Genomic DNA, 12,482 nt, shown 5'->3' on the forward strand with positions numbered 1-12,482 from the left:
GACCGCCAACCCGGCGAACCTATGCGGTCAGAGCACTCGTGAAGGTGGTGCGGGAACGCGGCGGCAACGGCACCTTGCGAGGCCGGCCGTGGTCTCTGCCGCTGGCGGGCGGGTGCTGGTGGTCGCGGTGTATTAGCGTACGAACTTGACCATGCGGCAGCTGGGTCCGCTGCTCGGTGTCTCCTCTTCCACGGAGTGCCGGGGCATCCAGCGGCTGGGGCCGCTGCTCGCGCTCGAGCCCGTCTCCCCCCTCAATTGCGGGATGGCTTTACCGCACCGCAAACGCCCCGGGCGGGCTCTCCTACCGGGCGAGGAGGACGACAACGCCGAGCACCGCAAGGTCCGCGCCCGGGTGGAACATGTCATCGGAAAGTGTGCGGCAGCGGCGAGGAGTGGCGAGGCACCATTCCACGCCCGCGCTACTGGCGCCGGCCCATTCGCCGGAGCTCGAGGTGATCGCATCCGACGGGCGGCTGCGGTACCCGAACGAGGCGATGGTGGGCAGCGCCGCCAAGCAGCAGTTGCGGTCCATCACGCCTGATGTGGTTTTCCTTGGCGCGGACGCGCTGATCGCCGGGCGTGGCCTTTGTGCGCCGACGCTGGAGCAGGCGCAGCTGAAACACATGATGCTGTACGCGGGGCGGACCGCGGTGGTGCCGGCCGAGCACTCCAAGCTCGGTGCCAGCCCGTTCCCCTGCTGGGCGCCGCTGGACCGGCCGTACACCCTGGACGTGGATAAGCAGGCGATTCCGGCGACGGTGGCACCGTTCCGGGCCGATGGCACGGTGCTGCTCGCGCCGGTCACTTCCGTTCCAGCGCGGCCAGCCGCAGCTCGAGCTGGTCAACCCGGTGCCGTAGCAGGGTGACCTGGGCTTCCAGACTGACTTCCCGTTCCGCCCTGCGCTGAATGCGCGGTGACGCGGCGGCGCGCTCGATCACCGCGTCCAGCTGGACCAGGCGCTGTGGACCGTTCGGGCCGTCCACCAGCCGGGACCGGATCTCACCGTTGCGGTACCAGGACCGCAGGGCCGAGCGGGAAACGCCGGTCTCGGCTTCCGCCTTGGCCAGCGTGACCCAGGGTGTCTCGTCCAGCTGCTCGAACAGCTCCAGCTCGCTCTGCCAGCGCGCGAGCCGGTACTCCCAGTCCGACGGTGTCTCCATCACACGCTCCCTTCAGCAGGGTGACCCTATCAATAACAGTGTATTGACATGGTTGCGACCATGGAGACATGCCATTTGAAAGGTTCACGGTGGAAGCCCGCAAGGTGGTCGTCACGGCTCAGGAGGAGGCGAGGCTGCTCAAGCACAACTACATCGGCACGGAGCACATCCTGTTGGGGCTGCTCGACGCGCCGGACAGCATGGCGGCGAAAGTGCTGCACCGGCTCGGGTACGACAAGGAGACGGCGCTGGTCGATATCGCCGCGGCGGTCAAGCCCGGCACGCAGGAGCTGAGCGGCCACATCCCGTTCGCGCCGCGCGCGAAGAAGACGCTGGATCTCGCCCTGCGCGAGGCGCAGCAGCTGCACCACACCTACATCGGTACGGAACACATCCTGCTCGCCCTGGTCCGGGAAGGTGAGGGCGTCGGCGCGAAGGTGCTTGCCGAGCGGATCAATCCGATCAGCAAGATCCGTGCCGCGGTGCTGGCGTCATTGGAGGGGTCGCAGGACGTCGCGGCCGGCCCATGGCCGGCCGGCACACCTGCCACGGAGGACACCGTGTCCGCCGCCAGCGCGCTGGCCGGTGGCGCACCGGTCGGCAGCCATCACCTGCTGGAGGCGATGCTGCGGACGGAGAACAGCATGGCGGCCAGGGTGCTGCGCGAACTCGGGGTCGACCCGGACGCGGTCGCCGCCAAGATCGACGAACTGGATCCGGAGACGACCACGGACGCGAACCCGGAGGAAGCCGCCGCGCGCAAGATGGAAATCCGGCTGGTCGACGATGAGGTGCACCTGATCCTTCGGGACCCGACAACGGTCACGATCGCCAAGAAGGTCACCGAGTTGTCCGACGGCCCGATCCAGGGCGTCGGGCCGGTCGCCGGCATGTTCGTCCCGCTCTGGCGGTCGACCAACCAGCTGCTGCTGCAGATCCAGCGCGTGCTGGAACCGGAAGCCGAAGAGGAGGACGGATCCGCCGCGAGCAAGGTGGCCAAGGTCGTGCGCACGGTGCTCGCGCCCCGGCTCCGCCGGTGAACCAGCTGATCAGCGGGCCGGAACCTGTCCGCGGGATAGGCGAGGACGGGGGCGTGGTGAGCGACGCGGCGCTGGCGCCGTTCTCGCCGGCGGCCAGGGCGTGGTTCACAGGCGCGTTGGCCGCGCCCACCGAGGCGCAGCGCGGCGCCTGGCAGGCCGTCGCCGCCGGCCAGCAGTCGCTGGTAGTCGCGGCGACCGGCTCCGGCAAGACGCCGGCCGCGTTTCTCTGGGCACTGGACCGGCTGGCCACCGACCCGGTGCCGGCGGATCCGCCGGCACGCTGCCGGGTGCTGTATATCTCGCCTCTCAAGGCGCTGGCGGTCGAGCGCAACCTGCGGGCGCCGCTGGCCGGATGCCGAACAGCGGATTCTCGCGCTGGTCGCCGAACATCGGTCGACGATCGTGTTCGCCAACTCCCGCCGGCTCGCCGAACGGTTCAGCGCCCGGCTGAACGAACGGATCGCCGAGCCGACCAAGGCCGGCCAGCTGACCAGGTTCCCGGCCGAGGCGATCGGCGAGTCCGGGATCGCGTTCGCCGCCCCGCCGGTGGTGGTGGCCCGCGCGCACCACGGGCCGATGTCCCGCGAGCAGGCAATACCGTGAATCGGAGGCAACCAAGACCATGACCATCACCATCGTTGGAGCCGGCTTGGCCGGCCTGGCCCTTGCCCGTGTGCTGCACGTGAACGGCATCGACGCCGTCGTGTACGAACGTGAATCGTCGCGCGGCGCGCGCGGTCAGGGCGGCATGCTTGATCTTCACTCCGGGACCGGGCAGCGGGCGATGCGCGAGGCCGGCCTGATCGACCAGTTCCACGCGATTGCCCGTCGTGAAGGCCAGGACCTGCGACTTCTCGAGCCGGACGGCACCCTGCTGCTGCAGGAGGATACGCCCGACGACGCCCCACTCGAGCGACCCGAGGTCGACCGTGCCGATCTGCGCAACCTGCTGCTGGACTCTCTCCCCGAACACACGGTGCACTGGGGGCACGCGTTCGAATCCGCCGACAATGGCCTGCTGCACTTCGCCGACGGCAGCAGTGCGACGTACGACCTGCTGGTCGGCGCCGACGGCGCGGACTCCCGGGTCCGTGCGCTGCTCACCGACGCCCGGCCAGCACACACCGGCCAAAACGTCGTTGAGCTCGGCATTCCTGACATCGACCGCACCCACCCCGACCTGGCGGCGATGGTTGGGCGCGGCAACTACTGGGTGCTCGGCAACGGACAATCCCTGTCGGCGCAGCGGAACGGCGACGGCCGCGTACGCATCTACCTCAGCTTCAACAACACCGCCGAGAACTGGTTCGCAACCAGTGGGATCCCGTTCGGCGACCCAGCCGTCGCCCGGGTGCGGCTGATCGACCTGTTCACCGGCTGGGACTCACGGTTCACCGCACTGATCGCAGCCTGCGACGACACGGTCCTGCCGCGGTCGATCACCACTCTCCCGGTCGGCCTGACCTGGCCGTCGACGCCAGACGTCACGCTGCTCGGCGACGCCGCGCACCTGATGCCGCCGGTGGGGCAGGGCGCCAACATGGCGCTGCTCGACGGCGCCCTGCTCGGCCTCGCGCTGGCCGCGCACCCGGACGACTTTCCCGCCGCCGTCAACGAATACGAACGCGAGATGTTCGAACGCACCAGCGCCGTCGGCCGACAGTCCGCGCACGTCCAGGAAATCCTGATGTCGCCGGACGCCGGCCGAAAATTGCTCGCGTTCTTCCTACCGGGCTGAAGGTAACCGCATACGACCAGGCAACCGGCCGCCCAGCCAGCGCGATCACCCGAGGTTCAGGTCCCTCGGTTAACTCACGGAACGTCACGCGACATGAGTCTCGGTGCCCGGTTGGCGCCGGACCATGCGCCGGCGCTGCCCTGGCGCCGCTCCCGGCCTCGGTCCTCAGCGGGCGAGGAGGTCTCGAAGTGCCTTGGCAACCTCGGCGGGGGCTTCCTCAGCCATGAAGTGACCGCTGGTGACGGTGGTGTGCCGCAGATCCGGTGCCCAGGCGCTCCACAGGGCTGCCGCGTCGAAGCCGAGGGCGGCGCCCCAGTCCTGCTGGAGCACGGTGACCGGCATCCGCAGACAGTTGCCGGCGTCCCGGTCGGCCTGGTCGTGGTCGACGTCGATGCCGGCGGAGGCGCGGTAGTCGGCCACGATCGAGGGCACCGCGTCGCGGCAGGCGTCCAGGTAGGAGGCGCGGACGTCGGCGGGGATCGCCTGCGGGTTGTTGGTCCAGATGTCGAGGAAGTGACCGAAGAAGGCGTCCGGGCTGGCGGCGATCATCTGCTCGGGCAGGCCGGGGGGCTGGGCCATCAGGTAGAGATGGAAGCCGACGGCGGCAGTGACACCGCGCATCACCTCCCACATGTCCAGCGTGGGGAGCACGTCGAGGCAGGCCAGGTGAGTGATCGTCTCGGGGTGGTCGAGCCCGGCGCGGAAGGCGACCAGGGCCCCGCGGTCGTGCCCGGCCAGCGCGAAGCGCTCGTGCCCCAGCGCACGGGTCAGGGCGACGATGTCCGCAGCCATGGTTCGCTTGGCGTAGGTGGTGGCGTCGGTCTCGGCGGGCTTGTCACTGGCGCCGTAGCCGCGCAGGTCCGGGCAGATCACGGTGTGGTCGGCCGCGAGGTCGGCGGCGACATGCCGCCACATCAGGTGGGTCTGCGGGAAGCCGTGCAGCAACACGATCGGGGAGCCCGAGCCGGAGACGGCCGCATTCAGAGTGACGCCGTCGGCGACGGGAACGCACCGGTAGTCGAAGCCGGCGATGGCAGGCGTCATGATTTCGCCCTTTCGTAGGTGACCAGGCGCCTCAAAGCCTGCTGGACGCGGATGAGCATCGAGTGAGCGCGCTACCGTGACCAGGGGCGATGCCCCGGAAAGGGTGGTCAAGGGTGCGGGTGGCGTTCGGGGTGCTGGGGCCGGTGGTGGCTTGGGACGGTGCCGGCGGTGCGATCGCGCTGAAGGGGCCGAGGCACCGCGCGGTGCTGGCCCGGCTGATCGTCGCACGCCGCCGCGTCGTCCCGGTGACGCGTCTGGTCGGGGACCTGTGGGAGGACCCGCCCGCTGATGCGGCAGGTGCGGTGCGCACTTTCGTGGCCGCGTTGCGCCGTGCGCTGGAGCCGCAGCGCCCGCCCCGTGCTCGGGCCCGGCTGCTGGTCACCGAGGGCTCGGGGTACGCGCTGCACGCCGAGCCGGGTGGGGTTGACGCCTGGCGTTTCGAGCGGGCGGTGGCCGCTGCCGCGACGCTGCCACCGCAGGATGGGCTCGCCCGGCTGGAAGAGGCGCTGGGATGGTGGCGCGGGCCCGCCTACGCCGACTTCGCTGAGGAGACTTGGGCCCGTGCGGAGCGGTCCCGCCTGGGCGAGCTGCGGCTGCACGCCGTCGAGCGGCAGGCCGAGGCCCGCCTGGCCTTGGGGCTCGCGGGCGAGGCGGTGCCGGATCTGGACGCGCATGTGACCGAGCACCCTTGGCGCGAGGACGCCTGGGGGCTGCTGGCCCTCGCTCTGTACCGCACCGGCCGCCAGGGCGACGCGCTCGCGGTGCTGCGCCGGGCACGAACGCTCCTGGCCGAGCAACTGGGGTGGATCTGGGCCCGGGTCTGCGCCACCTGGAGGCGGACATCCTCGACCACGCAGACCACCTCTACCCCGCTTCCGGGCCCAGCGGTCCGGCGGGGCGGGTGTGGGCGCAGGCGGCCGCCGACTACGACCGAACCGTCGCATCTGGCTCTCGGGCGCGACTGGAGTCAGCGGTGGGCCTGTTGCGCAGTCTCGCGGTGACCGGAGGCGAGGGCCTTCAGGCCGCCCGCCGGCACCGCTTGGCAGCCATCACAGCGGCGGAAGAGCTCGGCGACGCGGAACTGATCGCCCGTGTGATCGGTGCCTACGACGTCCCGGCGATCTGGACCCGCGTCGACGACCCGCAGCAGGCCGCGCGTGTCGTGGCGGCGGCCGAGCGCACCCTGTCTGTCCTCCGGCCGGGTGCGCACCCCGCGGCGCGGGCCCGCCTCCTGGCCACGATCGCCCTGGAGTCACGCGGCACCGGCTCGGCGCGCGGGCCCCAAGCCGCCCGGCAAGCGGAGCAGATCGCCCGCCGCTTGGACGACCCCACGCTGCTGGCGTTCACCCTCAACGGCGTGTTCATGCAGACCTTCCACCGCGCGGGTCTGGCCCCGCGCCGGGACGCGATCGGCGCCGAGCTGATCGACCTGTCTGCCAGGAACGGCCTGGCCACCTGGGAGGTGCTTGGACACCTCATCCGCCTCCAGGCCCGCAGCGCGCTCGCTGATTTCCCCGCGGCCGACGGGCACGCGGCGGCCGCGGACCGCCTGGCCGAGCGTCATGAGCTGCCGCTGGTGGGCGTGTTCACCCAGTGGTACCGGGCACTGCGGATCGCCACGACCGGCAAGGCGTCGACGGCCGAGGGGGAGGCGGCCTACCAGGACGCCGCGGCGCGACTGAGCGGAGCCGGCATGCCCGGGCTGGAACACGGACTGCTGCCGCTCGCCCTGCTGTCCCTGCGCCTGCAGCACGCACAGCCCGCCCAGGCGCACGAACGCACCGACTGGGGACCCTACGAGCCCTGGGCCCGCCCCCTCGTGCTGCTGGCCCAACACCGCCCCGGTGACGTCACGTCGGTCCTGCGCCGGCTCCCGGAACCGCCCCGCGACCTGCTGTTCGAAGCCCTGTGGTGCCTCGCCGCACAAGCGGCGATCGCCGTCGGCGACCGGAAGACGATGGAGCGCGCCTACACCGAACTCACCCCCGCAGCGGCGGAGCTGGCCGGTGCAGGCAGCGGCCTGCTCACCCTGGGCCCAGTGGCAAAGCACCTCAACGACCTCGCTACCGCCCTCAAGCATCCTCGGTGAGCAGATCGCACCACTCGTCCGTGCCCCATGACGCGGAACTCGCCACGCGCGGCGTCCTCGGAACGTCGCGGGCCGGGCCGAACCTGACCCCCGAGGCGGCGTGCGTGTCCTGAGCGCCTCCTCGACGACAACACGCCGTGACCACCGCACAGGGTGGCATGAAGCAGAGCGCGCATTCCCAGCCGACGCAATCAGTGCGCGTCAAGCCCAGATTCCAGCGTTTCCGCAGGCCCCGGTGCGCACGGAGCCACGGACCTTACACAGCCGGTCCAGCAGGCTCGCATCCGACAGGATCACCCCGCACGGATCGTGTCCCTTGCCGTGGTGTAGCCGATCAAGGTGTGGGAGTGCGCGGGCGTTTACCCCCGGCGCGCACCTGATGCGAGTGGCCGCTCCCTCAGCATCGGGCGGGCCATCGTGCAACTCTCCCTGCTAAAACGCGAGTTCAAGCGGTTGGAGTGCACGATGGCCCTGTCTCAGTCTGACCTGTATACGCCCGCTGGACCACACCCGCTTCCCCTACGTCTACCTCGACGCCTCGTACGGCAAGGTGCGGGTGAACCACCAGATCGTCTCCCAGACGGTCGTGATCGCCACCGGCATCACTGAGGACGGCGGGCGTGAGGTCCTTGGACTGATGGTCGGCGACAGCGAGACCGAGGCATTCTGGAAGGAGTTCCCGCGTTCCCTGCGCGAACGCGGCCTGACCGGCGTCCGCCTGGTCATCACCGACAACCACTCCGGACTGGTCGCCGCCGTCCGCAAGGTGATGCTCGGAGCTGCCTGGCAGAGGTGCAGGGTTCACTTCCTGCGCAACGTCTTCGGCGTGATCGACAAGGAGTCCGCGGAATGGTGGCCGCGACAGTCCGCACCATCTTCACCCAGCCCACCGCCGGCCTCGTGCGCACCCAACTGGACACCGTCGCCGACATGCTCGGCGCCAACCCGCTGGGGCGGATCAGCCGGGAGATCAAATGCCGGCCCGACGTCGTCCAGGTCTTCCCGAACCCTCCCGCCCTGGAACGGCTGACCCCCGCCGTGCTCTGCGAGATGCACGACGAATGGATCGCCTTCCCGCGCCGCTACCTCCCTGAAGGCAGCATGGACAAGCTCTACCCCGAACTCCCCGACAGCGCCCCCGCACTGCCCCGCACCACGAACGAGCCCACCGATTGATCGGCTACGCCACGGGAGGGGACACGACCGATCTCGGCCCCTACACACAACCTCTCGCCGCCCGAATCGACCGAGCCGCCGCAGCCCAACCCACCCAGGGGCATGGCCCATGAACACACAAGGCTCACGTGTCGGGGTGTCGTCAAGGCTCCGCGTCAGGACCGGGCGAGGACGCAGAACTCGTGACCCTCCGGGTCGGCCAGGCACGTCCACGGGACGTCGCCCTGGCCGACGTCGAGGTCGGTGGCGCCGAGGGCCCGCAGCCGGGCCACCTCCGCTGCCTTGTCGTCACCGGGGTCCGGCACCACGTCAAGATGGACGCGGTCCGGCACGGTCTTCACGCCGGGCTTGCGGAGGAACTCGAGATACGGGCCGACACCTCTGGCGTCGCGCAACACCGCATGATCGTCAGTCACCTCGTGCAGGGTCCAGTCCATCGCCTCGTCCCAGAACCGGGCCATGGCCTGCGGATCCACGCAGTCGACCACCACCGCGGCGATCGGCCCGGTGTCCCGGTAGACCTCCCGAGGCTCCAGCACGCAGAACTCGTTGCCCTCGGGGTCGGCGAGGACCGTCCACGGCACGTCACCCTGGCCCACGTCGGCGGGCGTCGCACCAAGAGCCTTCAGGCGCGCGACCAACTCCGCCTGATGGGCCGCAGAGGTGGTGGCGAGATCGAGGTGCACACGGTTCTTTGTTGCCGTCTTGGGTTCCGGGACGGCAATGACGTCGACGCAGACGCCGACCGGGTCCAGCCAATCGAAGCCGGCTGGTTTAGCGGCGGTCGCGCCGGGTTCCGCGCTGGCAACACTCCAGCCGAGCGCCTCCGCCCAGAACCGGCCGACCGCCGAGTCATCAAGTGCCTTTATGTTCACCAGGACAGGTCGCAGTGTCATGCCCGCGATCCTATGCACCCGCTCTGCAACGACGCAGGTACCGTCGCCAAACAGAGATCAACTCGCTCACCAACGTCTCGCGCATGCGCTGCGCATGGTGCCGCAGCCGTTCACTGACCGGCTTTCCCTGTCAGGTTCAGCGTGTTGTGCATGACCCAGATGCGCCAGAAGCCCGTCACCGGGACGATCTTGGCGTTGGGGTAGCTCGCTACGGTCGCTGTAGCCCCTGCAGGAGCAGTTCGATCAATCGGCGGGGGTCATAGCGGGGGTCGCTGTCGTGTCCGATGCAGAGGTTTCCGATGCCGCGCATCAGTTCGTAGGCGTGCGTGCCGGGATCGATTTCGCCGGCGTCGGCGGCGGCGTCGAGCAGTTGCGTGCAGACGGGCACCAGGCGGTCGAGGAAGTAGGCGTGGAGTGCGTCGAAGCCGCCGCTGTCCGATTGCAGTGCGTTGGCGAGTCCGTGCTTGGTGACCAGGAAGTCGACGAAGAGGTCGACCCACTGGCGGAGTGCCGCGAGCGGGGAGTCGGCACTGGCCAGCAGGTTCGGGCCTGCTTCGGCGCAGGCTTCGACCTGGTGGCGGTAGACGGCGACGACGAGATCCGCGCGCGTCGGGAAGTGGCGGTAGATCGTGCCCATCCCGACGCCGGCTCTGGCCGCGATCTCCCGGATGGGCGCGTCGACGCCGGAGCTGACGAACACCTCGGCGGCGACTTCGAGCAGCGTCTGCTGGTTGCGCACCGCGTCGGCCCGCTTGCTGCGGGCGGACGCCCCTCTGGACGGGCTTGCAGCGGGCACCACGCTCTCCTTCCAAGGACAGTTGACGAAACGGAACAGCGCTCCGTATCGTAAACGGAACGACGCTCCGATTTCAGGGTAGCTGAAGCCGGGCGTTCCTGGCCCCGTCTCGCCCGCTGCCCGGCCGCATGAGCCGGGCAGCAGAGGCTATCGAAGGGAAATGCGCGTCATGAGTGAATCGACTTACACGGCCGACGCCTTCAGCTCGCCCACTCCGGTCCTCGCGGTCAGTCCGGTCGTGCTGCCGGCTCCCGGCCGGGCTGTGGACCTTGAGGTGCGCGTCTCCGCCCCGATGACCGGGAGCGAGTTGCCGGTCATCCTCCTCTCGCACGGTCTCGGCTTCTCGAACAACCTCTCCTCCTTGAACGGCTACGCCCCCCTCGCCAACTTCTGGGCGGCGCACGGCTTCGTTGTCATCCAGCCCACCCATCTGGACTCCAGGACACTGAGCCTGGATCCCGACGCCCCCGGTGCGCTTCCGCACTGGCGCTCACGAGCCGAGGACATGAAGCGCATCCTCGACCAGCTCGACGTGATCGAGGCAGCCGTCCCCCAGCTCGCCGGGCGCCTCGACCGAAGCAAGGTCGCCGTGGCCGGGCACTCGATGGGCGGGCACACCGCGAGCCTGCTCCTGGGTGCCCGGCTCACCGATCCGCACGACGGAACGGAGGTGAACCTGGCCGAGCCGCGGATCAAGGCGGGTGTGCTGCTGGCCGCGCCCGGCCGAGGCGGCGACGCCCTCACCGAGTTCACGGTCGAGAACTACTCGTTCTTCCTGACCACGGACTTCTCCGAGATGATCACGCCCGCGCTCGTGGTCGCCGGCGACAAGGACGACTCTGCCTTCCTGACGGTCCAGGGCCCGGACTGGCACACCGATCCGTACGTCCTCTCCCCCGGCCCCAAGTCCCTGCTCACCCTGTTCGACGCGGAGCACGGGCTTGGCGGGATCTCCGGATACGACGTCGCCGAGACCACGGACGAGAACCCCGAGCGAGTCACCGCGGTCGCGCGGCTCACCTGGGCCTACCTCCGCACCGAGCTCTATCCCGGGGACTCCGCCTGGCAGTCAGCGCGTGACGCGCTGACTGCCGGCCCCAACCCGCTTGGTCGAATCGAATCCAAGTAGGCCAAAGAGACACCATCTCCGTAGCGGACCAGCAGCACGAGACGGCCGCGTTCTCTCGCTCCCGGTGGGAGGAGTCAGGGCCCACCCATAACGCTAGGCAAAATTCGGTGAGTTCTCGCATCGGGCGGTCTCAACCGCCGCCGTCTGCGGCCAACCAGTCCGTCGGCGAAGTCGTCCGCGCCAACGAGTCCCACTCCGTCCAGAAAGGCACCATCGCCTGACAGGTCCTCGGCCAACCGCCGTAGTCCCCAACCGAGTTGACGGGCAACGGGTCACGGTCAGTCGCCGACGAACCACAGATACAGGTGCGTCCCCCGCTCGACGACCTGGCACAACTCGCGGGCCTGCCCGACCCAGTCACCACCACAGGCGGCGGGAAGCCGGTCGAGTTCCGACAGTAGAAGCGGCACCTGCCGCTGGTTGAAAACCGCATCCCCATACGGGGTCATGGCCCAGAGCATCGGGAATCCCGCCGGGCCCAGATCCGCGAAGGCAGCGGTCCACTCCACACCGCCCTCGGCGCGAGCAACGACGTTCCCGAGGTCACCACGCACCACCATATTGATCACCCGCCGAGCCTATCGGCGCCCACCGCGACCGGCGAGGGAATTTACGACCGGAGATCCTCAACGCCGCGACTGGCAAGTCCAAGGTCGACGGCTCCACCTCCCCCACCGTCACCCGGATCTGCCGCGCGGACCTGATCGTCAACAGACCCCATGAGGTGGCGCTCCAGCATCGGTCCGAGCACACCTCATGCCCAGCAGGGCCGCCACCACGGGACCCTCATCGGCGACGGCGGGGCATGCTGGTAGTCGTACGAGCGAGCCGGGAGGTGTTGGCATGCGTAGCTGGGCTGGGGGATGGATGGTCGCCGGCGTATTCGTCCTGGCGGCTTGCGGAGCGTCGGCGGGTGGCGGATCGGCCTCAGGGCCGTCCGGGAGCCGCTCGGCAGGGCTGTCGGGGGCGTCGACCGGTGCGTCCGTGGCACCGTCCTCGGCGGCACCCGCGAGCCCGACCGGGCCAAGCCCGACCGGGCCGGCCACCACTCCCCCCGCTTCGGCGGGAAGCTGTGCCGCCGGGGAAGCCACGGTCACCGTCGCCCCCGCTGACGCATCCGACCAGCGGCTGTGCGTGCGGCCTGGGACCGTGGTGTCCCTCGTCCTGGAGCCCCGAACGGACGACAAGCGGTGGACGGACGTGCAGAGTTCCGCGCCGGTCTTCGTGCTGCCGACCGGCTGGCGGTTGGACGCGGACGGCACCGCCCGCGCCTCGCTGCGGTGCGCCGGTACCCGGGCCGGTACGGCCGACGTCACCGCGCTGGCGAAGGCGCCGGACGTGGCGGGTGCGCCGCGGGTCGCCTTCACGCTGCACGTGAGTGTGGTGCCGTACACGACGCAGGGGTGATCACGG

General features: G+C 70.0%; 9 protein-coding genes and 4 pseudogenes. 8 read left to right on the forward strand and 5 right to left on the reverse strand.

What is annotated here, in order from left to right; translation table 11 throughout:
- Positions 1-35: 35 nt before the first annotated feature.
- Positions 36-710: pseudogene (locus tag AB5J50_RS02780) on the forward strand (transposase family protein); the annotation flags it as partial.
- A gap of 91 nt (positions 711-801) precedes the next feature.
- On the opposite strand, the gene AB5J50_RS02785 reads toward AB5J50_RS02780, so the two are convergent.
- Entirely contained in the window at positions 802-1,161 is a 360-nt protein-coding gene (locus tag AB5J50_RS02785) for an excisionase (RefSeq protein WP_369254550.1), read from the reverse strand.
- Positions 1,162-1,229: 68 nt separating this feature from the next.
- On the opposite strand from AB5J50_RS02785, the gene AB5J50_RS02790 reads away from it, so the two are divergent.
- The 3 genes and pseudogenes from AB5J50_RS02790 (at position 1,230) to AB5J50_RS02800 (ending at position 3,939) form a co-directional block, all read left to right on the forward strand.
- On the forward strand, positions 1,230-2,201 hold the full coding sequence (locus tag AB5J50_RS02790) for a Clp protease N-terminal domain-containing protein (RefSeq protein ID WP_369254552.1): 972 nt from the start codon (positions 1,230-1,232) through the stop codon (positions 2,199-2,201).
- 53 nt (positions 2,202-2,254) lie between these two features.
- A pseudogene (locus tag AB5J50_RS02795) lies at positions 2,255-2,792 on the forward strand (DEAD/DEAH box helicase); the annotation flags it as partial.
- 31 nt (positions 2,793-2,823) lie between these two features.
- A complete protein-coding gene (locus AB5J50_RS02800) occupies positions 2,824-3,939 on the forward strand; it encodes an FAD-dependent oxidoreductase (protein WP_369254554.1) in 1,116 nt (371 codons plus the stop codon).
- 165 nt (positions 3,940-4,104) lie between these two features.
- Here AB5J50_RS02800 and AB5J50_RS02805 read toward each other — a convergent pair whose 3' ends face one another.
- On the reverse strand, positions 4,105-4,983 hold the full coding sequence (locus AB5J50_RS02805) for an alpha/beta fold hydrolase (protein ID WP_369254556.1): 879 nt from the start codon (positions 4,981-4,983) through the stop codon (positions 4,105-4,107).
- A 113-nt stretch (positions 4,984-5,096) separates the two neighbouring features.
- Here AB5J50_RS02805 and AB5J50_RS02810 point away from each other — a divergent pair.
- Together AB5J50_RS02810 and AB5J50_RS02815 are read left to right on the forward strand one after the other, a co-directional pair.
- Positions 5,097-7,072 (forward strand): annotated as a pseudogene (locus tag AB5J50_RS02810) (BTAD domain-containing putative transcriptional regulator).
- 493 nt (positions 7,073-7,565) lie between these two features.
- Positions 7,566-8,248 (forward strand): annotated as a pseudogene (locus tag AB5J50_RS02815) (transposase); the annotation flags it as partial.
- 155 nt (positions 8,249-8,403) lie between these two features.
- On the opposite strand, the gene AB5J50_RS02820 reads toward AB5J50_RS02815, so the two are convergent.
- Together AB5J50_RS02820 and AB5J50_RS02825 are read right to left on the reverse strand one after the other, a co-directional pair.
- Positions 8,404-9,144: a VOC family protein gene (locus AB5J50_RS02820; protein ID WP_369254558.1), complete on the reverse strand. Its 741-nt coding sequence runs from the start codon at positions 9,142-9,144 to the stop codon at positions 8,404-8,406.
- Positions 9,145-9,352: 208 nt separating this feature from the next.
- Positions 9,353-9,940 carry a TetR/AcrR family transcriptional regulator gene (locus AB5J50_RS02825; protein WP_369254560.1) on the reverse strand — a complete coding sequence of 196 codons (588 nt, stop codon included), beginning with the start codon at positions 9,938-9,940 and terminating at the stop codon, positions 9,353-9,355.
- A gap of 169 nt (positions 9,941-10,109) precedes the next feature.
- Here AB5J50_RS02825 and AB5J50_RS02830 point away from each other — a divergent pair, with 169 nt between their 5' ends.
- On the forward strand, positions 10,110-11,069 hold the full coding sequence (locus tag AB5J50_RS02830; protein WP_369254562.1) for an alpha/beta hydrolase family protein: 960 nt from the start codon (positions 10,110-10,112) through the stop codon (positions 11,067-11,069).
- Positions 11,070-11,347: 278 nt separating this feature from the next.
- On the opposite strand, the gene AB5J50_RS02835 is transcribed toward AB5J50_RS02830, so the two are convergent.
- Positions 11,348-11,629, reverse strand: coding sequence for a hypothetical protein (locus AB5J50_RS02835; RefSeq protein WP_369265283.1), 282 nt, complete (start codon positions 11,627-11,629; stop codon positions 11,348-11,350).
- Positions 11,630-12,203: 574 nt separating this feature from the next.
- On the opposite strand from AB5J50_RS02835, the gene AB5J50_RS02840 reads away from it, so the two are divergent.
- Entirely contained in the window at positions 12,204-12,476 is a 273-nt protein-coding gene (locus AB5J50_RS02840) for an acetyl-CoA synthetase (protein WP_369254564.1), read from the forward strand.
- Positions 12,477-12,482 lie beyond the last annotated feature (6 nt).

Origin of the sequence: Streptomyces sp. R35, from assembly GCF_041053035.1 — a bacterium.
GTDB classification, from domain to species: domain Bacteria; phylum Actinomycetota; class Actinomycetes; order Streptomycetales; family Streptomycetaceae; genus Streptomyces; species Streptomyces lutosisoli.

Excerpts from the sequence above, each read along its gene's own strand:
- AB5J50_RS02835 (WP_369265283.1), bottom strand. The coding sequence starts at position 11,629 with ATGGTGGTGCGTGGTGACCTCGGGAACGTCGTTGCTCGCGCCGAGGGC.
- AB5J50_RS02790 (WP_369254552.1), top strand. The coding sequence starts at position 1,230 with ATGCCATTTGAAAGGTTCACGGTGGAAGCCCGCAAGGTGGTCGTCACG.
- AB5J50_RS02805 (WP_369254556.1), bottom strand. The coding sequence starts at position 4,983 with ATGACGCCTGCCATCGCCGGCTTCGACTACCGGTGCGTTCCCGTCGCC.
- AB5J50_RS02830 (WP_369254562.1), top strand. The coding sequence starts at position 10,110 with ATGAGTGAATCGACTTACACGGCCGACGCCTTCAGCTCGCCCACTCCG.
- AB5J50_RS02785 (WP_369254550.1), bottom strand. The coding sequence starts at position 1,161 with ATGGAGACACCGTCGGACTGGGAGTACCGGCTCGCGCGCTGGCAGAGC.
- AB5J50_RS02800 (WP_369254554.1), top strand. The coding sequence starts at position 2,824 with ATGACCATCACCATCGTTGGAGCCGGCTTGGCCGGCCTGGCCCTTGCC.
- AB5J50_RS02820 (WP_369254558.1), bottom strand. The coding sequence starts at position 9,144 with ATGACACTGCGACCTGTCCTGGTGAACATAAAGGCACTTGATGACTCG.